The organism is Pseudoduganella sp., assembly GCF_041914865.1.
GTDB lineage: Bacteria > Pseudomonadota > Gammaproteobacteria > Burkholderiales > Burkholderiaceae_D > Rugamonas.
The window spans coordinates 1-20,483 of sequence record NZ_JAYSCO010000083.1; the positions used below are offsets into that span (position 1 = coordinate 1).

Sequence of the window (20,483 nt, forward strand, 5' to 3'; positions counted from 1 at the left end):
CGTAGTTGCCGGCGTGGGTCGCGCCGTCGGCGCCCACCAGGCCGGCGCGGTCCAGTGCGAAGGTCACGTCCAGGTCCTGCAGCGCCACGTCGTGGATCAGCTGGTCGTAGGCGCGCTGCAGGAAGGTCGAGTAGATCGCCACCACCGGCTTCAGGCCTTCGCAGGCCAGGCCGGCGCCGAAGGTCACCGAATGCTGCTCGGCGATGCCGACGTCGAAGTAGCGGTCCGGATACTCCTTATCGAAGCGCACCATGCCCGAGCCTTCGCGCATGGCCGGCGTAATGCCGACCAGGCGCTTGTCGGCCTTGGCCATATCGCACAGCCAGTCGCCGAATACTTCGGTATAGGTTTTCTTGGACGGCGCCAGCGCCGGCTTGATGCCTTCCGCCGGGTTGAACTTGCCGGTACCGTGGTACAGGATAGGCTCGGCCTCGGCCAGCTTGTAGCCCTGGCCCTTGCGCGTGACCACGTGCAGGAACTGCGGGCCTTTCAGCTGCTTGATGTTCTGCAGGGTCGGGATCAGCGAATCGAGGTCGTGGCCGTCGATCGGGCCGATGTAGTTGAAGCCCAGTTCTTCGAACATGGTGGCCGGCACCACCATGCCTTTCGCATGCTCTTCCAGGCGCTTGGCCACTTCCAGCAGCGGCGCCGGCAGCACCGACTTGGCCACGTTCTTGGAGGCGGCATAGAACTGGCCCGACATCAGGCGCGCCAGGTAGCGGTTCAGCGCGCCGACCGGCGGCGAGATCGACATGTCGTTGTCGTTCAGGATCACCAGCAGGTTGCAGTCCTTCTCCACGCCCGCGTTGTTGAGCGCCTCGAACGCCATGCCGGCGGTCATGGAGCCGTCGCCGATGACGGCGATCGAGTGGCGCTGTTCGCCCTTGATCTTGGCGCCCATGGCCATGCCCAGCGCAGCCGAGATCGAGGTCGACGAGTGCGCGGTGCCAAAGGTGTCGTACTCCGATTCCACGCGGCGCGGGAAGCCGGAAATGCCGTCCAGCTGGCGCAGCGTATGGAACTGGTCGCGGCGGCCGGTCAGGATCTTGTGCGAATAGGTCTGGTGGCCCACGTCCCACACGATGCGGTCCTGCGGCGTGTTGAAGACGTAGTGCAGCGCGACGGTCAGTTCCACCGTGCCCAGGTTGGACGACAGGTGGCCGCCGGTCTTGGAGACGGAATCGAGCAGGAAGGCGCGCAGCTCGTCGGCCAGCGGGGTCAGTTGGTGGCGCTGCAGCTTGCGCAGGTCGGCCGGGTTGTTGATGGTGTCAAGCAGTTTCATTTTAAGCTTTCCTCTGCACGATCAGGTCCGCGAGTTCACGCAGGCGCAGAGCTTGTTCTCCGAACGGCGCCAGCGCAGCGTGCGCGTCCTGCCGCAGTTTTTCCGCCAGGGCGATCGACGGTTCCAGGCCCAGGATGGAGACATACGTCGGCTTGTTGTCCGCCGCATCCTTGCCGGCCGTCTTGCCCAGCGTGGCCGAATCGGCCGTGGCGTCCAATACATCGTCCACCACCTGGAAAGCCAGGCCGATGGCGCGCGCATAGTCGTGCAGCGCCGCCAGCTCGGCTTCCGTCAAATCCTTGCCGGCCATGGCGCCCAGCACGACCGAGGCGCGCAGCAGCGCGCCGGTCTTCAGCTGGTGCATGCGCTCCAGCTGCTCCAGCGTCAGGCTCAGGCCCACGCTGTCGAGGTCGATGGCCTGGCCGCCGCACATGCCGGCCGAACCGGCGGCATCGGCCAGCAGGCGCAGCATGGCCACCAGGCGCTGCGGCGGCACCGAGTCGACGCCGGCCAGCACGCCGAAGGCCTGCGCCTGCAGCGCATCGCCCACCAGCAGCGCGGTCGCTTCGTCGTAAGCCACGTGCACGGTCGGTTTGCCGCGGCGCAGCTCGTCGTCGTCCATGCACGGCATGTCGTCATGCACCAGCGAATACGCGTGGATCATTTCCAGCGCGGCGGCGGCGCGGCTCAGGGCCTGCGCGTCGGCGCCAAACAGGGCGCCGGCCGCGTGCACCAGCAGCGGGCGCACGCGCTTGCCGCCGTCCAGGACGGCGTAGCGCATGGCGGCGTGCAGTTTGGCCGGGACCGCGTCTTCGGCCGGCAGGTAGGACGCCAGGTCCTGCTCCATGCCGGCCTGGATGGTTTTCATCCAGTCCTGGAACGATGCGGTCATTGGGCCGCCTCCTCGCCTTCGGCGAAAGGCTTGAGCATATCGCCTTCCAGCACTTTGACCTGGGCTTCGACCTTGTCGAGCTGGCCGGCGCAGAACTTCACCAATTCCGAGCCGCGCGCATAGGCGGCGACCGAGGCTTCCAGCGGCAACTGGCCGGCTTCCATCTGGGTTACCAGCTGGGCCAGTTCGGCCATGGCTTCCTCGAAGGTGGCGGGCGCATTCATTTTCTTGGGCATGACATATAACTTGAGTTTAGCCCGCTATTTTAGAACAAAGTCCTGTTGCCGGTCTAAAAACCGGGTTCTAATTCGGCGCAAACGTTGCAATTCCCATCATGCTGGCAGGCGGGCGCCCCGCCCCAGAAAGTTCAGCGAAGATAGTCCATTTCACGCTATAATCTCCGGTTCTGTCCGAAATACCGTTTTTATTCTCTGAATTCAGGTCTTTGCGGATCTTTCTCTTCTTGGTTTGATATTTAATTAAGGGGGGTTTGGATGTCCGATCTGGGTAGCCACGCCAAGCTGGCGCGTTCGAACGCGCAACTTCCGGTCAACGTCTATTTTGACGAAACGCTGCTGCAGCGTGAAATGCAGGAACTGTTCAAGAAAGGACCGCGCTACGTCGGCCATGAGCTGATGGTGCCCAACGTTGGCGACTTTGCCACGCTGGCGGCTGAAAATGAAGGCCGCATGCTGGTGCGCAACGCCAACGGGATCGAACTGCTGTCCAACGTCTGCCGCCACCGCCAGGCGCTGATGTTCAATGGCCGCGGCAATGCCGAGACCATCGTCTGCCCGCTGCACCGCTGGACCTACGACCTGAAGGGCGAGCTGATTGGCGCGCCGCACTTCCCGGACACGCCGTGCCTGAACCTGCCCAAAGTCCAGCTGCAAAACTGGAACGGCCTGCTGTTCGAGCAAAACGGCTACAACGTGATGGACAAGCTGAAAACGCTGTCCGTGACCAAGGACCTGGATTTCAGCGGCTACATGCTGGACCACGTGGAAGTGCACCACTGCGACTACAACTGGAAGACCTTCATCGAGGTCTACCTGGAGGACTACCACGTCGAACCGTTCCACCCGGGCCTGGGCAGCTTCGTCACCTGCGACGACCTGCGCTGGGAATTCGGCCAGGACTACAGCGTGCAGACCGTGGGCGTGAACCGCGGCCTGAAGAAGTCCGGCTCCGACACCTACCAGAAGTGGCACGAGCAGCTGCTCAAGTTCCGCAACGGCGAACCGCCCAAGCACGGCGCCATCTGGCTCACGCTGTACCCGAACATCATGGTCGAATGGTACCCGCACGTGCTGGTGGTCTCGACCCTGTGGCCGGAGGGCCCGAACCGCACCCGCAACGTGGTGGAGTTCTACTATCCGGAAGAAATCGTGCTGTTCGAGCGCGAGTTCATCGAAGCCGAACGCGCCGCCTACATGGAAACCTGCGTCGAAGACGACGAAATCGGCATGCGCATGGACGCCGGCCGCAAGATCCTGCTGGAACGCGGCGAGAACGACGCCGGCCCGTATCAATCGCCGATGGAAGACGGCATGCAGCACTTCCATGAATGGTACCGGAGCAAACTGGAAGTCTGATGCAATCACTCTGGATGCTACTTGCCAGTTTCCTGTTCGCCGCCATGGGCGTGTGCGTGAAACTGGCCTCCGACCTCTATAGCACTTCAGAGATTGTGATGTACCGCGGGATCATCGGCCTGGTGATCCTTGGCGCCATGATCCGCCTGCAAGGCGGATCGTTCAAAACCACCATGCCCCTGGCCCACCTGTGGCGCTGCGTGGTCGGCGTGGCCTCGCTCTGGCTCTGGTACTACACCATCGCCGCCCTGCCCCTGGCCACGGCCATGACGCTGAACTACCTGTCGCCGATCTGGATCGCGCTCTGGCTGTTCGCGCACGGCTGGTGGCACCGCAAGAACCATGTCGAATGGCCGCTGATCCTGGCCATCGCCTTCAGCTTCGTCGGCGTCACCTGCCTGCTGCAGCCGGCCTTCCACGCCAACCAGCTCACGCCCGCCCTGGTGGCGCTCGGCTCCTCCGTGCTGACCGCCATGGCCTATATGCAGGTGCGCAAGCTGGGCCTGGCCGGCGAACCGGAATCGCGCGTCGTGTTCTACTTCGCCGGCATGAACTTCGCCGCCGGTTTTGCCGGCCACGTGGCCGGCTCCGGCTGGCACTGGACCCCGCTTGACAGCGGCTACGGCGCCCTGCTCCTGCTGGGCACCGGCCTGTGCGCCACCGCCGCCCAGGTCGCCATGACGCGCGCCTACCGCGTCGGCAAGACCCTGGTGGTGGCCAACCTGCAGTACAGCGGCATCGTCTTCTCCAGCGTCTGGGGCGTGCTGCTGTTCGCCGACAGCTTCGACTGGCTGAGCTGGCTGGGCATGGGCATCATCGTGCTGTCCGGCGTCGCCGCCACGTTCTACAATACCCGCAACACGGAGCGCGGCAAGGCCATCGCCAACACCGACCCGATCGCCAGCGAAGTCTGAGGAGCCCCATGCATACCACCCTGATCGACGCCAACACTTTGTCGCAGCATTTGACGGACCCGCAATGGGTCATCCTCGATTGCCGCCACGACCTGCTGAACCCCGACTTCGGCCGCAACGCCTTCGCCGAAGGCCACATCCAGAACGCGCAGTTCGCCAATATCGACACCGACCTGTCCGGCCCCAAGACCGGCGCCGACGGCGTGTTCCGCGGCCGCCACCCACTACCCGAGCGAGCGCGCCTGCTGGAAACGCTGCGCGCCTGGGGCATCAACGACGACACCCAGGTGGTGGCGTACGACGCGCACGGCGGCATGTACGCCGCCCGCCTGTGGTGGCTGCTGCGCTGGATCGGCCACAGCGCCGTGGCCGTGCTCGATGGCGGCCTGGCCGCGTGGAACGCCGCCGGCCTGCCGCTGGTGACCCCGGTGGCCGCCCGCCCGCGCGGCAACATCACGGAAAAGCACACCCTGGCGCGCACCGTCACGGTGGCCGACGTGGTCGAAAACCTGGAAAGCGCCCGCTACCAGGTGATTGACGCCCGCGCCAACGACCGCTTCCGCGGCGAGAACGAAACGATCGACCCGGTCGGCGGCCATATCCCGGGCGCCCGCAACCGCTTCTTCAAGGACAACCTGCAAGCGGACGGCCGCTTCAAAGAACCCGCCGCCCTGCAAGCCGAACTGGCCGCCGTGGTCGGCGAACCGGCCAAGGCGATCATGCAATGCGGCTCCGGCGTCACCGCCTGCCACAACCTGCTCGCGCTGGAAATCGCCGGCATGCACGGCGCCGCCCTCTACCCCGGCTCCTGGTCCGAATGGTGCGCCAGCTCCGGCCGCCCCATCGCCACCGGCCCGGCCTGATGCCAGGCCTGGCATCGACGCGGCGCTAGTCGCCGCCTCCGCCGCAGCCGCTGCCGCAACTGCTGCCACCGCTGTCGCAGCTGGAAGAGCTGCTGCAGTCGAGCGAGCTGCCGCAGCCGCTGCCACAGCTGCTGCCGCTGCTGTTGGCTTGCTGGCGAGCCCGTTGTTCGAACTCCGCATACTGGGCGGCAGTAATCAGGCCGGCGCCCAGCAAGCCCGCCGCAGCCAGCTGCGGCGGGCAGGCCAGCACCGGATCGAAGCGCCCTGCCGCGTCGAGCTGGCTGTAGCCGGGCTGGCCGCGCAGCACACCGTAGCCGTAGCCAAACGGCATCTTCACTTTCTTATCGAGCAGGAAGAGCGCCGGCAGGCGCGGCCCTTCAGCCTTGATCCCTTCCGCCTTGCGCGCCCGCACCAGGCACACCGCCAGCGCGTCGTCGAGCTTGCCGCCCATGGCGGCACCCTCCACATGCGGCACCACGCGGCCAAAGTGCTTGCGGCAGAACGTTTCCAGTTTCAGCGGCGACAACCGCAGCCAGGCGTGCCACACCGAATCGGCGGCCTTGGAAGGCAAGGCGCACGGCTCGCGCCCCTTGGCGGCGCATTCGAAGAAATCGAGCAGGCCGATCACCGAGCGGGCAAAAAAAACGGCATCCGTCGGGATGCCGTGGTATTCGTTGCGGGCGCTGCTTTTCCAGTAATCGTATAGGCTCGGTGGGAGTTCCTTGAGGGCTTTGCGATGCCGCGAACGCTGCATAAGGCGTTGCCCGTACCAGGTATTCAACATTGTCCAGATCATGCTGCCAGCCTAAGGAAAGATTGTGACAAGTGTATTACAACGTGGCGCGCTTGCCGCAACGTCCCGCATTTCGTTGGAAATTTGGGCGCGAACATGTGACTATAAGCTTGAGAGTCCTTCCGAGATAAGGGACTTTGTCGCGAGGGCAATGTTATGAAGAAGAGAACCGAACTGGCGGCTGCGGACTTTGCTTCGCAGGACGTGGTCCAGATTGCCATGCGCATCAATGTGGAAGCCGGCAGCATCCATGCGTGGGTCTTCCTGAAAAAGAACGGTTTCCAGGACGAGGAAATCGCCAACCTCCTGCGCCACACGCCGACGCTGCGCGTCGTCCACTAGTCCTCACTTCTTGATACCGGCTTCCTTGCGCGCGCGCTCGAACGATGGCGTCCACAAGGGGTGCCCCTTCTCCCCCTGGCTCAGGTCGAACGACTTGTCGAGCTTGAAGGCTTTGACAAATTGCTGGCGGCACAGCGTGGTGCGGTTGGTGACGCAGTAGCTGAAAGCGGTATATTTCAGCGCTTCCACCTGCAGCGCCGTTTCGGCCTTGGCCAGCTCCGGTGCGGTGCTGAGCTGCTTGATGGCGCCATTGAAATTGCCGGCCTTGTACATGTCGATGCCGGCATTCAGCGCCTTGCGCGCCGGCGGCAATTCGGGCGCTGCGGCCGGCGCCGCCGGTGCCGCAGGCTTGGCGGCGACCGGCGCCGGCTCCCTGGCCACGGCGCTGGCTGGCGCCTCCTGCTGCTGCGGCGGGTTCATGGTTTCGCAGCCAGCCAGCAGCAGCGTAAGGGCAGTCAGGTAAATCTTATTCTTCATTGTCAAAAATCGTGCTTGATGGTCACGGACTTCCTGCCGTCGATCGTGACCTTCTGCACATAGGCTGGGAAGTTGGGGTTCTCCAGGCGCACCTCATGTTCGCCCAGGGGCAGCGTCAGCTTTTTCAAAGGCGGTGTAATGCCTTTCTGTACGCCGTCCACATAGATTGTAGCCCAGGGCTGCACGGCGATGGTCAGGCTGCCGCTGGTAGGCGCGGCGGGAGCGCTGGCAACGGCTTGTGCGTCGGGCGCGGAGTTTGTGCTGGTGCTGGCACTGGCACTGGCACTGGCGCCGGCTGGCGTGGCCAGCGCTTCGCTGGCGGCGGCGCTGGCGCCGGCGGCGATGGCCGTAGCAACCGATGCTTCCGGCGCGGCCTGGCTGGCCGGTGCTTCGTCCACGCTGGCGGTTTCGGCCACGACCGGGGCGACCGGGCTGCCATCGGCGAACCAGAAAGCGCCAGCCGCAACCAGCAGCAGCGCGCCGATGCCGGCGCCGATCAGTTTGTTCTTTCCGCTGGCTGCCGGAGGAGCGGCGGGCGCCTTGGCACTGCGCTGGCCTGGCTTGGCGCCGGGCTTCGAGTCTTTGCCAGTGCCCGCGCGCTGTCCTTTGGCAGGTGCAGCGCTGCCGGATGGCTTGCCGCTGGCGCTTGCCGCCGCCTCGGCGGGAACGGCGCCGGGCGCCTTGCCAGCCTTGGTCCCGGCGGCAGGGGCAGCAGCCGCCGGCGCGGCGGCCGGCGCGGCAGGAGCGGCGGTGGCAGCGGCGACTGGCGCAGAAGCCGGGGCAGCGGCCGGGGCCGGCGCCGGGGCGGCACCGTGCGGCGCGCTGGCGCCGACCGGCTGGCTGGCGGCTGGCGCGCCGCGGGTTTCGGCGGGCGCCTCGTTCAGGCCAAGCAGCGCCGCAAACTCCGCGATCGATTGCGGCCGCACTTCCGGCCGCACCGCCATGCCGCGGTCGATGGCATCGAGGAACTGCATGCTGTAGCCGGGCCGGCCGGCAATCGCCAGCGGCTCGATCGGATCATTCAGCATGCGCGCCACCGCCGCCGGCGGCGCCTTGCCGGTAATGGCCGCATACATCACCGCCGACAGGGAATAGATATCGGTCCATGGCCCCTGGCGCATCGACTCGTCATCCGCATACTGCTCCACCGGCGCAAAGCCCGGCTTCAGGATCACGGTCAGCGACTGCGCCATATCCTGCACGATCTGGCGCGCCGCGCCGAAGTCGAGCAGCACCGGCTGGCCGTCCGGCTGGATCATGATGTTCTCGGGCGAGACGTCGCGGTGCAGGATCTGGGCCGCGTACAGCGCCTCCAGCGCCCCCAGCACCGGCTGCAGCAGGCGCTTCAGCCAGGCCTCGTTCACCAGCTCCGGATTATCGCGGCACACCGCCTTGAAGGTGCGCCCCTCGTAATAGCGCATGGCCATGTAAGCCGTGCCGTGCGCCTCCCAGAAGCGGTACACCTTGACCAGCGCCGGATGGTCGAACTGGGCCAGCAGGCGCGCCTCGTTGATAAAGCTGCGCAGGCCGGCGCCGAATGCCTCCGCATGGCGCTTGGAACGCACCGACACCGTGTGGTCGGAAGCGCGCGCCGCCAGCGCGGCCGGCATGTACTCCTTCACCGCCACCGTGCGCTGCAGCGAATGGTCGAAGGCCAGGTAGACGATGCCGAAGCCGCCCTCCCCGATCACCTCGCGGATCTCGAACTCGCCCAGGCGGGTGCCGATCGGCAGGCAGTTCGGCAGTTCAGCAGGCTTGTTCATGGCGCCTCGCCGATAAAGATGGCTTGCGCCGAATAATTGTCGCGCGCCTTGTGCGCCAGGCCGGAACGCTCGTCGGCCACGGCGCAGATCGCATCCAGCCATTGCTGCGCGCTGTTCGACTGCGCCAGCAGCAGCTCCATCTGCGGCTCGGCCACCCACTCCCACAGGCCGTCGGTGCAGATCAGGATCGCATCGCCCGGCTGCAGCGCCAGCGGCGGCTGCACCGATGGCTGCACCTCGTTGTCGGTGCCGATCGCCGCATACAGCACGTTGCGCTTGGGATGGCTGCGCGGATCGGCGCCCGCCGCCAGGCCGGCATCGATCATCTGCTGCACCATGCTGTGGTCGCGCGTGGCCTGCAGCAGGCGGCCGCCGCGGAACAGGTAGATGCGCGTGTCGCCCATATGCGCCCAGGTTGCCTGCGCCCCGGCCCGGTCCACCAGCGCCAGCGCCACGGTGGCGCTCATGCCCTGCAGCGCCGGGCGCTGCGCCTTGCGGCGCGCCACCGCGATGGCCGCTTCCGCCACCATGGCGGGCGTGGCATCGGCGCTGAAGCCGGGCTTGTCGCCGAAGGTGGACAGCACCGACTGCACCACCGTGCGCGCCGCCACCTCGCCGCCCTCATGGCCGCCGGCGCCGTCGGAGACGACGAAGCAGGCCAGCTCGCCGCGCTCGGCGCGGCCGATCGCATCCTGGTTGGAAGCGCGCCCGCCGACGGAGCTGACCTCCGCCACGTTCAGCGCCAGGCGCTGGGACATATCAGCCATGATTTACTCCATCTCATCCAGCCGGCGCTCGTAAGCACCCAAAAACGCATCGCCCAGCGTGCCATGGAAATCGGCGCTGGCCGCATCGACCAGGGCCGCATGCTTGGCGCAGTAGCGGTCCCACAGCGCCGCCTTGCGCAGCACCGGCAGCGCCGCCGCCAGCATGCCGCTGCGCTGGCGCGCCTCGATTGCCTCCGGCGCAATGCGGCCAAGGGCTTCCGCCACGGCGCCTTCCATGCCCGCCATCACGCACTGCTGGTGCGCCGACAGGTCGGCGAATGCATCTTCCAATGCTTCGACCGGTCCCATAAAGCCGGGCATCTTCTTGCGCAGCATCTGGGTCAGGGCGGCCTGGCCGTCAGGCAGGAACTTGAGGGGATTGTTGTTGCGCACCACCACCACGGTGGCATCGGCATGGATATCGCGCTTCAGTTCAGCGCGCGCTTCCAGCAAGCTGTACGCGCCGCCGATCGACGTGGCCACCAGCTTGCCCAGCATTTCCATGAATTCCGGCGTCAGTTGCCAGTTCGGTTGCACGCCGGCGCCGCGCTGGAAGGCGGCCATCAGGGTGTCGGCGTTATGGTGTTCAGTCGTAGTGTCGAGCATCGGGGGGTCTCCTATTCCCCTAAGCGTAGCAAATATGATGCCAGACGGAAACTACTTAATGTGTATCGTGCGCTGCAGCGGTCAGGAATAGCACAATTGCAACACCCAAGGCGATCAGCAGCACCTGCGGGATGGTTTCGCGCATGGTGGCGCGGCGTTGCATTTGTGGCATCAGGTCGCTGACGGCGATGTAGATGAAGCCGGACGATGCGAACACCAGCACGTACGGGATCAGGTTGGTGGCTTTGTCCAGCGTGTAATAGCCGAGCAGGCCGCCGGCCACGGACAGCAGGCTGCACAGCAGGTTATAGACGTAGGCGCGCTTGCGCGAGAAGCCCGCGTTCAGCAGCACGATGAAGTCGCCGATTTCCTGCGGGATCTCGTGGGCGATGATGGCGATGCCGGTCACGATGCCCAGCTGCGGATTGGCCAGGAAAGCCGCCGCGATCAGGATACCGTCGGTGAAATTGTGCATGCCGTCGCCGACCAGGATCATCCAGCCGGCGCGGCCCGCCTCCTGCTTATCGTGGCCATGGTGATGGTGGTGGCCATCGTGCTCATGGTGGTGCGAATGGCGCAGGATTGCCAGTTTTTCAAGCAGGAAGAAGGCCAGCAAGCCGGCCAGCAGCGCCCCGAACAGGTGGCGCGGATCGGCGCCCGACTCAAACGCTTCCGGCAGCGCATGCAGCAAGGACGTCGACAGCATGATGCCGACCGACAGGCTGACCATTTTCTCCACCACCTTGGACAGCAAGGCGAACGAAAACACCGCCGCTGCCGTAATGGAGGCAACGCCGGCAATCGTGGTGGCCAGCAGGATGGAGGTCAGGACGGGATCTATGGCGCTTCCTTTGCATGCAAACCGGGCATTTTACCGCCCGGCCGCATTTTTCGCTAACTTCAGGCCACGCCGTGGGTCTTGAACCAGGCCAGGGCGCGCTGCCAGCCGTCCTGGGCGGCGTCGGCGCGGTAACTGGCGCGGTAGTCGGCGTAGAAGCCGTGCGGGGCGTCCGGGTAGACGTGGATCTGCGATTTGCTGTTACCCGCCTGCGCCAGGGCGGTGCGCATCTGTTCCACCGTGTCGAGCGGGATGCCCTGGTCTTTGCCGCCGTACAGGCCGAGCACCGGGGCTTTCAGGGCGCCCGCCACGTCGACCGGCAGCTTGGGCCAGGCGGGCGTGCGCTCGCCCGCCAGGCGCCCGTACCAGGCGACGCCGGCTTTGACTTGCGGATTGTGGGCGCTGTACAGCCAGGTGATGCGGCCGCCGTAGCAGAAACCGGTGACCCCAAGGCGGCTGGTGTCGGCGCCGTAAGTGCGCGCCCACTCCACCACGGCGTCGAGATCGGCCATCACCTGCTCGTCGGGGGTGCGGGTGATGATGTTTTTCATCAGTTCGGCCACCGAAGGCTCGCGCGCCGGGTCCCCCTGGCGCACGAACAGGTCGGGCGCCAGGGCCAGGTAGCCGGCCTTGGCGAAGCGGCGGGCAACGTCGGCGATGTGCTCATGCACGCCAAAAATCTCGGAAACGACAAGGATGACGGGCAGCTTGCTCTTGCCCTCCGGCTGGGCGCGGTACACCGGGACTGTCTGGCCACCGACTTTGATATGGATGGTGCCGGCCACCAGGCCGGCGCTGTCCGTGCTGACCAGGGTTTGCGCCTGGACCGGCATGACCGCGGCGGCAAAGCCGGTGCCAATGGCGGTTTTGATGAAGTCGCGGCGCTCAAGGCCGGCTTGCTGCAGATCCTTCATGCATTCTCCTTTTGTTGACAAGGTTTGTCGCCCGCGGACTGCCAAAATTTGTCAGTCATGACAAATTTTGGCGTTCAGTGCGCCTCTTCCCAGTTGCAGCCGACGCCCACTTCCGCCACCAGCGGCACTTTCAGTTCGGCCACGCCGGACATCAGCTTGGGCAGCATGTCGCGCACCAGGGCCAGTTCGGCGTCCGGCACTTCCAGCACCAGTTCGTCGTGCACCTGCATGATCATCTTGGACTGCAGGCCTTCCCGTTCGAGCCAGTCCTGCACCGCGATCATGGCCAGCTTGATCAGGTCCGCCGCCGTGCCCTGCATCGGGGCGTTGATCGCGGCGCGTTCGGCGCCCTGGCGGCGCGGGCCGTTCGGCGAGTTGATCTCGGGCAGCCACAGGCGGCGGCCGAACACGGTCTGCACGTAGCCGCGCGCCTTGGCTTCGGCGCGCGTTTCGTCCATATAGCGCTTGACGCCGGAGAAGCGGGCGAAGTAACGGTCGATGTAGTTCTGCGCGGCGCTGCGGTCGATGCCCAGGTTGGCGGCCAGGCCGAAGGCGCTCATGCCGTAGATCAGGCCGAAGTTGATCACCTTGGCGTAGCGGCGCTGCTCCGGCTGCACGTCCGCCGGCGCCACGCCGAAGATCTCGGCGGCGGTGGCACGGTGGATGTCCTCGCCCTCGGCGAAGGCTTTCAGCATCGCTTCGTCGCCCGAGATGTGCGCCATGATGCGCAGCTCGATCTGCGAGTAGTCGGCCGATACGATGTGCGAGCCGGGCGGCGCGATGAAGGCTTCGCGGATACGGCGGCCCTCGGCGGTGCGCACCGGGATGTTCTGCAGGTTGGGGTCGTTCGAGGCCAGGCGGCCGGTGATCGCCACCGCTTGCGCGTAATTGGTGTGCACGCGGCCGGTGGCCGGGTTGATCATCTTCGGCAGCTTGTCGGTATAGGTCGACTTGAGCTTGGCCATGCCGCGGTACTCCAGCAGCACTTTCGGCAGCGGGTAGTCCTCGGCCAGCTTCTGCAGCACTTCTTCGTCGGTCGATGGCGCGCCGCTCGGGGTCTTCTTCACCACCGGCAGTTCCAGCTTGGTGAAGAAGATCTCGCCGATCTGCTTGGGCGAGCCGAGGTTGAACGGCTGGCCGGCCAGCTCGTAGGCCTTCTGCTCCAGCTCCAGGATGCGCGCGCCCAGCTCATTCGATTGCGTGGCCAGCAGGCCGGCGTCGATCAGCACGCCGTTGCGCTCGATTTTTTGCAGCACCACGGCGGTCGGCAGCTCGATCTTGCTGTAGATGTGGGTCAGGCCTTCGTCGCCGGTGACCTGGCCGTGCATGGCCAGGTGCAGGCGCAGCGTGATGTCGGCGTCTTCCGCCGCGTACTCGGTGGCGCGGCCGATCTCGACCTGGTCGAAGCCGATCTGGCTGGCGCCCTTGCCGCACACTTCTTCATAGGCGATGGTCTTGTGGTTCAGGTGGCGCATGGCCAGGCTGTCCATATCGTGCGTGCGGTGCGATTCGAACACGTACGACTGCAGCAGCGTGTCGTGCACGATGCCGCGCAGGGTCACGCCGTGGTTGGCGAACACGTGGGCGTCGTACTTCAGGTTCTGGCCCAGCTTGGGCTTGGTGCCGTCTTCCAGCCACGGCTTCAGCTTCGACAGCACCCAGTCGCGCTGCAGCTGCTGCGGCGCGTCCGGGTAGCGGTGCGCCAGCGGGATGTAGCAGGCGATGCCCGGCTCGGTGCACAGGGAAATGCCGACCATTTCGGCCAGCATTGGTTCCAGCGAGGTGGTCTCGGTATCGAGCGCGGTCAGTTCGGCGGCGTCGATGCGCGCCAGCCAGGCTTGCAGCTGCTCCTCGGTCAGCACGGTTTCGTAGCTGATGGTGGCCGGCGGCGCCGCGAACAGGTCGGCCGTGGCACCCGGCGCGGGGGCGGCGGCGGCCCCGCCTGGCGCCGGCGCGGCCGGGGTCAGGGCGGACAGCTCGCGCAGCAGGGTCTTGAAGCCGTACTTGGTGAAGAAGGCGATCAGCAGTTCGCGGTCTTCATCCTTGGCGCCCAGCGATTCGGAAATCGACATCATGTGCGCCGACAGGTCGCAGTCGCATTTGACGGTGATCAGCTCGCGGCCTTTCGGCAGCCACTCCAGCGCGGCGCGCAGGTTGCCGCCCACCACGCCGCCGATCTTGTCGGCGTTCTGCATGATGCCATCCAGGCTGTCGTATTCCTGCAGCCATTTGAGGGCGGTCTTCGGGCCGCACTTGGCCACGCCCGGCACATTGTCGACGGTGTCGCCGATCAGGGTCAGGTAGTCGATGATGCGGTTCGGCGGCACGCCGAACTTGGCCAGCACGCCCGCCTCGTCCAGCTTTTCGTTGGTCATGGTGTTGATCAGGGTGACGTGCGGCGTGACCAGCTGCGCCAGGTCCTTGTCGCCGGTGGAAATCACCACGTCCATGCCGGCCTTTTCCGCCTGCACCGACAGGGTGCCGATCACGTCGTCCGCCTCCACCCCTTCCACCATCAGGATCGGCCAGCCCATGGCGCGCACCGCCTCGTGGATCGGCTCGATCTGCAGGCGCAGGTCGTCCGGCATCGGCGCGCGCGTCGCCTTATAGTCGGGATACATATCGTCGCGGAAGGTCTTGCCCTTGGCGTCGAACACGCAGGCGATGTAGGCGGCGGGATAGTCGGCGCGCAGGCGGCGCAGCATATTCACCATGCCGTGCATGGCGCCGGTCGGATAACCCTCGGCGCTGCGCAGGTCGGGCAAGGCGTGGAAGGCACGGTACAGGTAGCTGGAACCATCGACCAGCAACAGGGTCTTTTGCATAATAGGAGCGAGAAGAGATGTGGCGTAAAGCGCAATATTCCATTATCGCAGAGTTTTGCAACGGTACAGGGGGGCTTTTGATACAATGGTTAAACCGATAAAACTAGCGAAATCCCATCATGCGCGCCCCAACTTCCTGGCTTGCCCTCCCCCTCGTCCTGCTGGCCACCGGCGCCGTTGCGCAATCCGCGCCACCGCCGCCGCAGCTGGAAAAAATCGAGGAAGTTGACAATCCTGTAACGGTCACCTCCAAGCCCAGCCCGGAAACCAGGATCGTTGAGAAGCGCGAAGGTGGCCGCGTGACCGAAGCCAAGGTCAAGAGCGGCAAGAGCACGTACACCGTCAAGCCGAATACCCCGGCTGGCAGCGCACTGCCCGGCGACGCCGCCGGCTCGGCCAACCGTGGCCCGCAGTGGACCGTGCTGGAGTTCGACATCCTCAGCAAGAAGAAGAAACGCTCTGCCGAGGAAGCGGACAAGGAGGACGGCCCACCGCCGCCACCGCCGCCAGCCCAGCCGGCCGCGCCTGCGACGAAATAAGCGCGCGCCCCCACGAACACTTAACCTGGTTTCTCATGGCAGTTTTTACCCCGGTCACTCTGGAAGATGTCGGCCACTGGATCACCCAATTCCCGCTTGGCAAAGCCGTTGCGCTGAAAGGTATCGCGTCCGGCATCGAGAACAGCAATTTCTTCATCACCACCGAGCGCGGCGAGTACGTGCTCACCATTTTCGAGAACCTGACCTTCGCCCAGCTGCCCTTCTACCTGCAGCTGATGCGCCACCTGGCCCAGCATGGCGTGCTGGTGCCGGCCCCGGTCCCGAACGCGCAGGGCGACCTGTGCGTGCCGCTGCACGGCAAGCCGGCCGCCGTCGTCTCCAAGCTGGAAGGCAAGCCGCAGATGGCGCCGCAGCCGGTGCATTGCGCCGCCGTCGGCGCCATGCTGGCGCGCATGCACCTGGCCGGCCAGGACTTCGCGCTCAGCCAGCCCAACCTGCGCGGCCTGCCGTGGTGGCGCGAAGCCACCGCCGCCGTGCTGCCGCACCTGGCGCTGGAACAGGCCCACCTGCTGCACGAGGAAATGAAGTTCCAGGAAGCGCTGCACGCCTCCGCCGACTACCACGCCCTGCAGCGCGGCCCGGTGCACGCCGACCTGTTCCGCGACAACGTGATGTTCGACGGCGAGCGCCTGACCGGCTTCTTCGACTTCTACTTTGCCGGCTGCGACAGCTGGCTGTTCGACGTGGCGGTGACCGTCAACGACTGGTGCATCGACCTGGCCAGCGGCCGGATCGACACGGCGCGCGCGCGCGCCATGCTGGACGCCTACCACGCCGTGCGCCCGTTCAGCGCCACCGAGCACGCCCTGTGGCCTGCCCTGCTGCGATCCGGCGCGCTGCGCTTCTGGATCAGCCGCCTGTACGACTTTTACCTGCCGCGCGCGGCGCAGCTGCTGACGCCGCACGACCCGACCCACTTTGAGCGCATCCTGCGCGAGCGCATTGCCGTCCCGGCACCGGAGCTGTATTAATGAGTAAGATTGCCGCCAGCGCTGGCCTGGCCTGGATCCGCCAAGGCTTCGGCCTGTTCCGCAAACAGCCCGGCGGGCTGATGCTGCTGATGCTGGCCTTCATGGTCGTGGCCGCCCTGCTCAGCATCATCCCCCTGCTCGGCCAGCTGGCGCAGTTCGTGCTGGCGCCGGTGTTTACGGCCGTCTTCGTGCAGGCTTGCGCCGCCATCGACAGCAACCAGCGCCTGACGCCGGAGATGCTGCGCCCCATCTTCCAGAAGCCAATCTTGCCGCGCCTGGCCGGCCTCGGCTCACTGTTCGTGCTGGCGGCCGCGCTGCTGGCCGTGGTCATGGTCTCCATCGTCGGCAGCGACACCATCCGCCAGATCGCCGAGCAGAAGCTGACGCCGGAAGCGGCGGCGGCCGGCAACTTCGGCTGGGCCATGCTGGTGGTGTTCCTGCTTTCCCTGCCGCTCAGCATGGCGATGCTGTTCGCCGCGCCGCTGATCTACTGGCAGCGGATGGGCGTGGGCAAGGCCCTGTTCTACAGTTTCTTCGCCGTCTGGCGCGCCCTGCGCACCTTCATCCTGTTCTTCGCCTGCTGGGTGCTGATTATCATGCTGACCACAAAGATCGTGCTGGCCCTGGCCGGCGGCGGCCTGTTCGGCATGGCGCTGGTGCAGTCGCTGTGGATGATTATCGCCATGATCTTCCAGTGCGCCGTGTACGCCGCCTACTGCGGCATTTTCGGCGCCCCTGGCGGCGCGGCCAGCGCCCCGGCCGACGCCGCCGGCTAAGCTGCCGGCCGCTGCCCGGGCGGCCCGCCGGGTATAATGGCGGGATGCAGAATCTCCTCCACAACCTCAATCCCGAACAACTCGCAGCAGTCACCCTGCCACCGCAAAACGCCCTGATCCTGGCCGGCGCCGGGTCGGGCAAGACGCGCGTGCTGACCACCCGCATCGCGTGGCTGATCCAGACCGGGCAAGTGTCGCCGGCCGGCGTGCTGGCCGTGACCTTCACCAACAAGGCGGCGAAGGAAATGCTGACGCGCCTGGGCGCCATGTTGCCGATCAATACGCGCGGCATGTGGATCGGCACCTTCCACGGCCTGTGCAACCGCCTGCTGCGCACCCACTACAAGGATGCGGCGCTGCCGCAGACTTTCCAGATCCTCGACACGCAGGACCAGCTGTCGATGATCAAGCGCCTGCTGAAGGCGAACAATATCGACGACGAGAAGTTCCCGCCGAAGACGGTGATGTACTTCATCAACAACAACAAGGACCAGGGATTGCGCGCCTCGCAGGTGGAGGCCTATGACGCGATGGAGCGCAAGCTGGTCGAGCTGTACCAGCTGTACGACGACCAGTGCCAGCGCGAAGGCGTGGTGGATTTCGCCGAACTGCTGCTGCGCACCTATGAGCTGTTGTCGCGCAATGAACCGCTGCGCCAGCACTACCAGCAGCGCTTCCGCCACATCCTGGTGGACGAGTTCCAGGATACCAACAACCTGCAGTACGCCTGGCTGAAACTGATGGCCGGCCACGGCTCGCCATTCGGCGGCGCGCTGTTCGCCGTGGGCGACGACGACCAGAGCATCTACGCCTTCCGCGGCGCCAACGTGGGCAATATGCAGGCCTTCGAGAGCGAATTCCAGGTCAAGAACCTGATCAAGCTGGAACAGAACTACCGCTCGCACGGCCACATCCTGGATGCGGCCAATATGCTCATCTCGAACAACAGCCGCCGCCTGGGCAAGAACCTGCGCACCGACGCCGGCCACGGCGAGCCGGTGCGCGTGTACGAGGCCAGCTCCGACCTGCAGGAAGCGCAGTGGATCATCGAGGAAGCCAAGGCGCGCATCGCCGAAGGCGAAATGCGGCGCGAGATCGCCATCCTGTACCGCTCCAACGCGCAGTCGCGCGTGATCGAACACGCGCTGTTCTCGGCCGGCATGCCGTACCACGTGTACGGCGGCCTGCGCTACTTCCAGCGCGCCGAGGTCAAGCACGCCATCGCCTACCTGCAGCTGATGGACAACCCGCACAACGATTCGGCCTTCCTGCGCGTGGTGAACTTCCCGGCGCGCGGCATTGGCGCGCGCTCCATCGAGCAGCTGCAGAACGCCGCCGCCACCTACAACTGCTCGCTGTATGCCGCCGTGCCGTATATGGTCGGCAAGGCGGGCAGCGCACTGGGCGGCTTTACCAAGCTGATTGAAAGCGTGCGCTTCGAGACGCAGCAGATGGCGCTGCCGGAACTGGTGCGCGTGACGCTCGACTCGTCCGGCCTGCTGCAGCACTACCAGAACGAAAAAGAAGGCGCCGACCGGGTGGAAAACCTGGAGCAGATGGTCAGCGCCGCGACCCAGTTCGTGTCGGAAGAAGGCTTCGGCCAGGACGCCCCGGCGCATCTCGGCCCGCAGGCTTCCGCCGCAGCCGGCGCACAGGTGGTGGTGGCCGACGGCGTGGAAATTATCGACGCCGACACGCCGCTCGCCACCGTCATGTCGCCGCTCTCCGCCTTCCTCTCGCACGCCTCGCTGGAAGCGGGCGACAACCAGGCGCAGGAAGGCCAGGATGCGCTGCAGCTGATGACCGTTCACTCGGCCAAGGGCCTGGAGTTCGACAACGTCTTCATCACCGGCCTGGAAGAAGGCCTGTTCCCGCACGAGAGCAGCTCGAAGGAAGACGGCGGCGTGGAAGAAGAACGGCGCCTGATGTACGTGGCCATCACCCGTGCCCGCAAGCGCCTGTACATGTCCTTCTGCCAGACGCGCATGCTGCACGGCCAGACGCGCTACAACATGAAGTCGCGCTTCTTCGACGAGCTGCCGGAAGAGTCGCTCAAGTGGCTGACCGCGCGCGTCCAGCAAGGCAACTGGTTCAGCACCGGCTCGCGCAAATCGGCCTGGGATGAAATGCCGTCCGTGCCGAGCGCCGACAACCGCCTCGCCGCGCGCATGAACGAACGCGCCGGCGGCTCCGGCGGCTGGCGCATCGGCGAATCGGTGGCGCACGCCAAGTTCGGCGAAGGCGTCATCATCAACCTGGAAGGCAGCGGCGCCAACTGCCGCGCGCAAATCAACTTCGGCAGCGCCGGCATCAAGGTGCTCGACCTTTCGGTCGCCAAGCTGGAACGCGTCTGATGGCAGCGCGGCCGGAAACCTTCGCGTTCCCGGCCGCGCTTTCCGAACGCGTGGCACGCATTGCGCAGGAACTGGCGCACGGCGAACAGCACGCACCTCACCCGCACGGCCCCCACATCTACGTCAACGGCGAAGAGCTCGTCCTTCCAAGCCGTCTCTACTACCGCAGCGCACTGCCAGCGAGCGGCGGCGACCCACTCGACGATACCATCCGCAACTGCCTCGGCACGCGCCACCACGATGGATACTTACGCGAACGATGCGTGCGCGCCCTGCTGCATGAACGCAGCGAGTGGGTCATCCCCTTCCTGTTCGCCATGCTCGGCGAATACGTGGTCGAAATCGTGCTCGCCATCGACTCCGGCCTCGCCCCTGACGTGCTCCCCGCCTGGCAGCACTTCGCCGCCACCAACCCGCAATTCGTCGCCACAACGCACCGCCGCGCAATCAGCTACTGGGACTGCTACTACCGGCGCAGATATCTGCAGTTGGCCGACTACCCCGCCCTGCGCCTGCTACAAAGGGTCACAGCATTGAGCAAAATCTAAGCCCGCAAGAGGTATACGTGACACGATTGCAGCATGCGAGGCCAGAAAAAGTTCAGAAGCCGGAGTAACATTCCCTTTTGCACTCGGAAATGGGAGCGTCCACTATGAGCTTTGGATGGATGAGGCCGGCAATATTACACGCTACAACCTCGCCTACATCAAACTCCGACTCTTTGCAAAAGATAACGGACGCGTTGTCGGTTATGACAATGCCCATGGTCCTCATCATCGCCATTTCATGGGGTCCACCGAACCGGTGGATCTGGTTAAATTCTCAGACATTGAAGAGAGCTTCACCCGCGACTGGCAAGCATTTTTGAAGAGGAATCGCAAATGAAGCAGCTAGTTTTGACTTCCTCCTCGCCCTCGGCCTTCGGCCGCCGCCTACGCGGAAAGGACGAGG

General features: G+C 65.5%; 21 protein-coding genes. 10 read left to right on the top strand and 11 right to left on the bottom strand.

The features are described 5' to 3' along the window. The 3 genes from dxs to ACE3TQ_RS24985 all read right to left on the bottom strand — a co-directional run. Nucleotides 1–1,282 (bottom strand): 1-deoxy-D-xylulose-5-phosphate synthase (dxs, locus tag ACE3TQ_RS24975; RefSeq protein WP_374586121.1); only part of this gene is annotated, 1,282 nt, incomplete at its 3' end. Between the two features lies 1 nt (nt 1,283). After that, the gene (locus tag ACE3TQ_RS24980; RefSeq protein ID WP_374586123.1) at nt 1,284–2,174 is read right to left on the bottom strand and encodes a polyprenyl synthetase family protein; all 891 of its coding nucleotides are present in this window, start codon (nt 2,172–2,174) and stop codon (nt 1,284–1,286) included. Continuing rightward, the gene (locus ACE3TQ_RS24985) at nt 2,171–2,410 is read right to left on the bottom strand and encodes an exodeoxyribonuclease VII small subunit (protein ID WP_161026507.1); all 240 of its coding nucleotides are present in this window, start codon (nt 2,408–2,410) and stop codon (nt 2,171–2,173) included. Before ACE3TQ_RS24985 ends, ACE3TQ_RS24980 begins: the two co-directional genes overlap by 4 nt. A gap of 258 nt (nt 2,411–2,668) precedes the next feature. On the opposite strand from ACE3TQ_RS24985, the gene ACE3TQ_RS24990 reads away from it, so the two are divergent. The 3 genes from ACE3TQ_RS24990 to ACE3TQ_RS25000 are packed head-to-tail and all read left to right on the top strand — an operon-like array spanning nt 2,669 to nt 5,546. Further along, entirely contained in the window at nt 2,669–3,769 is a 1,101-nt protein-coding gene (locus tag ACE3TQ_RS24990) for an aromatic ring-hydroxylating dioxygenase subunit alpha (RefSeq protein ID WP_374586126.1), read from the top strand. After that, nucleotides 3,769–4,683: a DMT family transporter gene (locus ACE3TQ_RS24995; protein WP_374586128.1), complete on the top strand. Its 915-nt coding sequence runs from the start codon at nt 3,769–3,771 to the stop codon at nt 4,681–4,683. Before ACE3TQ_RS24990 ends, ACE3TQ_RS24995 begins: the two co-directional genes overlap by 1 nt. A gap of 8 nt (nt 4,684–4,691) precedes the next feature. Next, a complete protein-coding gene (locus tag ACE3TQ_RS25000) occupies nt 4,692–5,546 on the top strand; it encodes a sulfurtransferase (RefSeq protein ID WP_374586130.1) in 855 nt (284 codons plus the stop codon). 25 nt (nt 5,547–5,571) lie between these two features. On the opposite strand, the gene ACE3TQ_RS25005 is transcribed toward ACE3TQ_RS25000, so the two are convergent. Continuing rightward, nucleotides 5,572–6,300, bottom strand: coding sequence for a hypothetical protein (locus ACE3TQ_RS25005; RefSeq protein ID WP_374586132.1), 729 nt, complete (start codon nt 6,298–6,300; stop codon nt 5,572–5,574). A gap of 195 nt (nt 6,301–6,495) precedes the next feature. Between ACE3TQ_RS25005 and ACE3TQ_RS25010 the strand changes: the two genes are divergently transcribed. After that, nucleotides 6,496–6,681, top strand: coding sequence for a hypothetical protein (locus ACE3TQ_RS25010; protein WP_374586134.1), 186 nt, complete (start codon nt 6,496–6,498; stop codon nt 6,679–6,681). Between the two features lie 3 nt (nt 6,682–6,684). Here ACE3TQ_RS25010 and ACE3TQ_RS25015 read toward each other — a convergent pair whose 3' ends face one another. The 7 genes from ACE3TQ_RS25015 to polA all read right to left on the bottom strand — a co-directional run bounded on the left by ACE3TQ_RS25015 (nt 6,685) and on the right by polA (nt 14,871). Further along, a complete protein-coding gene (locus tag ACE3TQ_RS25015; protein WP_374586136.1) occupies nt 6,685–7,158 on the bottom strand; it encodes a TssQ family T6SS-associated lipoprotein in 474 nt (157 codons plus the stop codon). Between the two features lie 2 nt (nt 7,159–7,160). Then, nucleotides 7,161–8,921, bottom strand: a complete 1,761-nt coding sequence (locus tag ACE3TQ_RS25020) for a protein kinase (protein WP_374586138.1) — start codon at nt 8,919–8,921, stop codon at nt 7,161–7,163. Further along, entirely contained in the window at nt 8,918–9,688 is a 771-nt protein-coding gene (locus ACE3TQ_RS25025) for a PP2C family serine/threonine-protein phosphatase (protein ID WP_374586140.1), read from the bottom strand. The genes ACE3TQ_RS25020 and ACE3TQ_RS25025 overlap by 4 nt, the downstream gene beginning before the upstream one ends. 3 nt (nt 9,689–9,691) lie before the next feature. Beyond that, on the bottom strand, nt 9,692–10,294 hold the full coding sequence (gene tagH / locus ACE3TQ_RS25030; RefSeq protein ID WP_374586142.1) for a type VI secretion system-associated FHA domain protein TagH: 603 nt from the start codon (nt 10,292–10,294) through the stop codon (nt 9,692–9,694). A 55-nt stretch (nt 10,295–10,349) separates the two neighbouring features. Continuing rightward, nucleotides 10,350–11,063, bottom strand: coding sequence for a ZIP family metal transporter (locus ACE3TQ_RS25035; RefSeq protein ID WP_374586144.1), 714 nt, complete (start codon nt 11,061–11,063; stop codon nt 10,350–10,352). Nucleotides 11,064–11,194: 131 nt separating this feature from the next. After that, a complete protein-coding gene (locus tag ACE3TQ_RS25040) occupies nt 11,195–12,046 on the bottom strand; it encodes a dienelactone hydrolase family protein (protein WP_374586146.1) in 852 nt (283 codons plus the stop codon). A 74-nt stretch (nt 12,047–12,120) separates the two neighbouring features. After that, the gene (gene polA / locus ACE3TQ_RS25045; RefSeq protein WP_374586148.1) at nt 12,121–14,871 is read right to left on the bottom strand and encodes a DNA polymerase I; all 2,751 of its coding nucleotides are present in this window, start codon (nt 14,869–14,871) and stop codon (nt 12,121–12,123) included. 119 nt (nt 14,872–14,990) lie between these two features. Here polA and ACE3TQ_RS25050 point away from each other — a divergent pair, with 119 nt between their 5' ends. From ACE3TQ_RS25050 to ACE3TQ_RS25075, 6 genes are read left to right on the top strand one after another with little or no spacing between them, the layout of a single operon-like run. After that, nucleotides 14,991–15,410, top strand: a complete 420-nt coding sequence (locus ACE3TQ_RS25050) for a hypothetical protein (protein ID WP_374586149.1) — start codon at nt 14,991–14,993, stop codon at nt 15,408–15,410. Between the two features lie 35 nt (nt 15,411–15,445). Then, the gene (locus tag ACE3TQ_RS25055; protein ID WP_374586151.1) at nt 15,446–16,402 is read left to right on the top strand and encodes a homoserine kinase; all 957 of its coding nucleotides are present in this window, start codon (nt 15,446–15,448) and stop codon (nt 16,400–16,402) included. Then, nucleotides 16,402–17,178 (top strand): BPSS1780 family membrane protein, encoded by a 777-nt coding sequence (locus ACE3TQ_RS25060; RefSeq protein WP_374586153.1) that lies wholly within the window; start codon nt 16,402–16,404, stop codon nt 17,176–17,178. The genes ACE3TQ_RS25055 and ACE3TQ_RS25060 overlap by 1 nt, the downstream gene beginning before the upstream one ends. A 44-nt stretch (nt 17,179–17,222) precedes the next feature. Next, nucleotides 17,223–19,532, top strand: coding sequence for a UvrD-helicase domain-containing protein (locus tag ACE3TQ_RS25065; protein ID WP_374586155.1), 2,310 nt, complete (start codon nt 17,223–17,225; stop codon nt 19,530–19,532). Beyond that, nucleotides 19,532–20,080 (top strand): hypothetical protein, encoded by a 549-nt coding sequence (locus tag ACE3TQ_RS25070; RefSeq protein WP_374586157.1) that lies wholly within the window; start codon nt 19,532–19,534, stop codon nt 20,078–20,080. The genes ACE3TQ_RS25065 and ACE3TQ_RS25070 overlap by 1 nt, the downstream gene beginning before the upstream one ends. Nucleotides 20,081–20,105: 25 nt before the next feature. Continuing rightward, the gene (locus ACE3TQ_RS25075; protein WP_374586159.1) at nt 20,106–20,417 is read left to right on the top strand and encodes a DUF6516 family protein; all 312 of its coding nucleotides are present in this window, start codon (nt 20,106–20,108) and stop codon (nt 20,415–20,417) included. Nucleotides 20,418–20,483 lie beyond the last annotated feature (66 nt).

What these genes read in the sequence shown, in the direction of transcription:
- ACE3TQ_RS25000 (WP_374586130.1), top strand. Translation starts at nt 4,692, where the DNA reads ATGCATACCACCCTGATCGACGCCAACACTTTGTCGCAGCATTTGACG.
- ACE3TQ_RS25050 (WP_374586149.1), top strand. Translation starts at nt 14,991, where the DNA reads ATGCGCGCCCCAACTTCCTGGCTTGCCCTCCCCCTCGTCCTGCTGGCC.
- ACE3TQ_RS25020 (WP_374586138.1), bottom strand. Translation starts at nt 8,921, where the DNA reads ATGAACAAGCCTGCTGAACTGCCGAACTGCCTGCCGATCGGCACCCGC.
- ACE3TQ_RS25015 (WP_374586136.1), bottom strand. Translation starts at nt 7,158, where the DNA reads ATGAAGAATAAGATTTACCTGACTGCCCTTACGCTGCTGCTGGCTGGC.
- ACE3TQ_RS25070 (WP_374586157.1), top strand. Translation starts at nt 19,532, where the DNA reads ATGGCAGCGCGGCCGGAAACCTTCGCGTTCCCGGCCGCGCTTTCCGAA.
- ACE3TQ_RS24995 (WP_374586128.1), top strand. Translation starts at nt 3,769, where the DNA reads ATGCAATCACTCTGGATGCTACTTGCCAGTTTCCTGTTCGCCGCCATG.
- ACE3TQ_RS25060 (WP_374586153.1), top strand. Translation starts at nt 16,402, where the DNA reads ATGAGTAAGATTGCCGCCAGCGCTGGCCTGGCCTGGATCCGCCAAGGC.
- ACE3TQ_RS24980 (WP_374586123.1), bottom strand. Translation starts at nt 2,174, where the DNA reads ATGACCGCATCGTTCCAGGACTGGATGAAAACCATCCAGGCCGGCATG.
- polA (WP_374586148.1), bottom strand. Translation starts at nt 14,871, where the DNA reads ATGCAAAAGACCCTGTTGCTGGTCGATGGTTCCAGCTACCTGTACCGT.
- ACE3TQ_RS24985 (WP_161026507.1), bottom strand. Translation starts at nt 2,410, where the DNA reads ATGCCCAAGAAAATGAATGCGCCCGCCACCTTCGAGGAAGCCATGGCC.
- ACE3TQ_RS25065 (WP_374586155.1), top strand. Translation starts at nt 17,223, where the DNA reads ATGCAGAATCTCCTCCACAACCTCAATCCCGAACAACTCGCAGCAGTC.
- ACE3TQ_RS25025 (WP_374586140.1), bottom strand. Translation starts at nt 9,688, where the DNA reads ATGGCTGATATGTCCCAGCGCCTGGCGCTGAACGTGGCGGAGGTCAGC.
- tagH (WP_374586142.1), bottom strand. Translation starts at nt 10,294, where the DNA reads ATGCTCGACACTACGACTGAACACCATAACGCCGACACCCTGATGGCC.
- ACE3TQ_RS25010 (WP_374586134.1), top strand. Translation starts at nt 6,496, where the DNA reads ATGAAGAAGAGAACCGAACTGGCGGCTGCGGACTTTGCTTCGCAGGAC.
- ACE3TQ_RS25040 (WP_374586146.1), bottom strand. Translation starts at nt 12,046, where the DNA reads ATGAAGGATCTGCAGCAAGCCGGCCTTGAGCGCCGCGACTTCATCAAA.
- ACE3TQ_RS25005 (WP_374586132.1), bottom strand. Translation starts at nt 6,300, where the DNA reads ATGCAGCGTTCGCGGCATCGCAAAGCCCTCAAGGAACTCCCACCGAGC.
- ACE3TQ_RS24990 (WP_374586126.1), top strand. Translation starts at nt 2,669, where the DNA reads ATGTCCGATCTGGGTAGCCACGCCAAGCTGGCGCGTTCGAACGCGCAA.
- ACE3TQ_RS25055 (WP_374586151.1), top strand. Translation starts at nt 15,446, where the DNA reads ATGGCAGTTTTTACCCCGGTCACTCTGGAAGATGTCGGCCACTGGATC.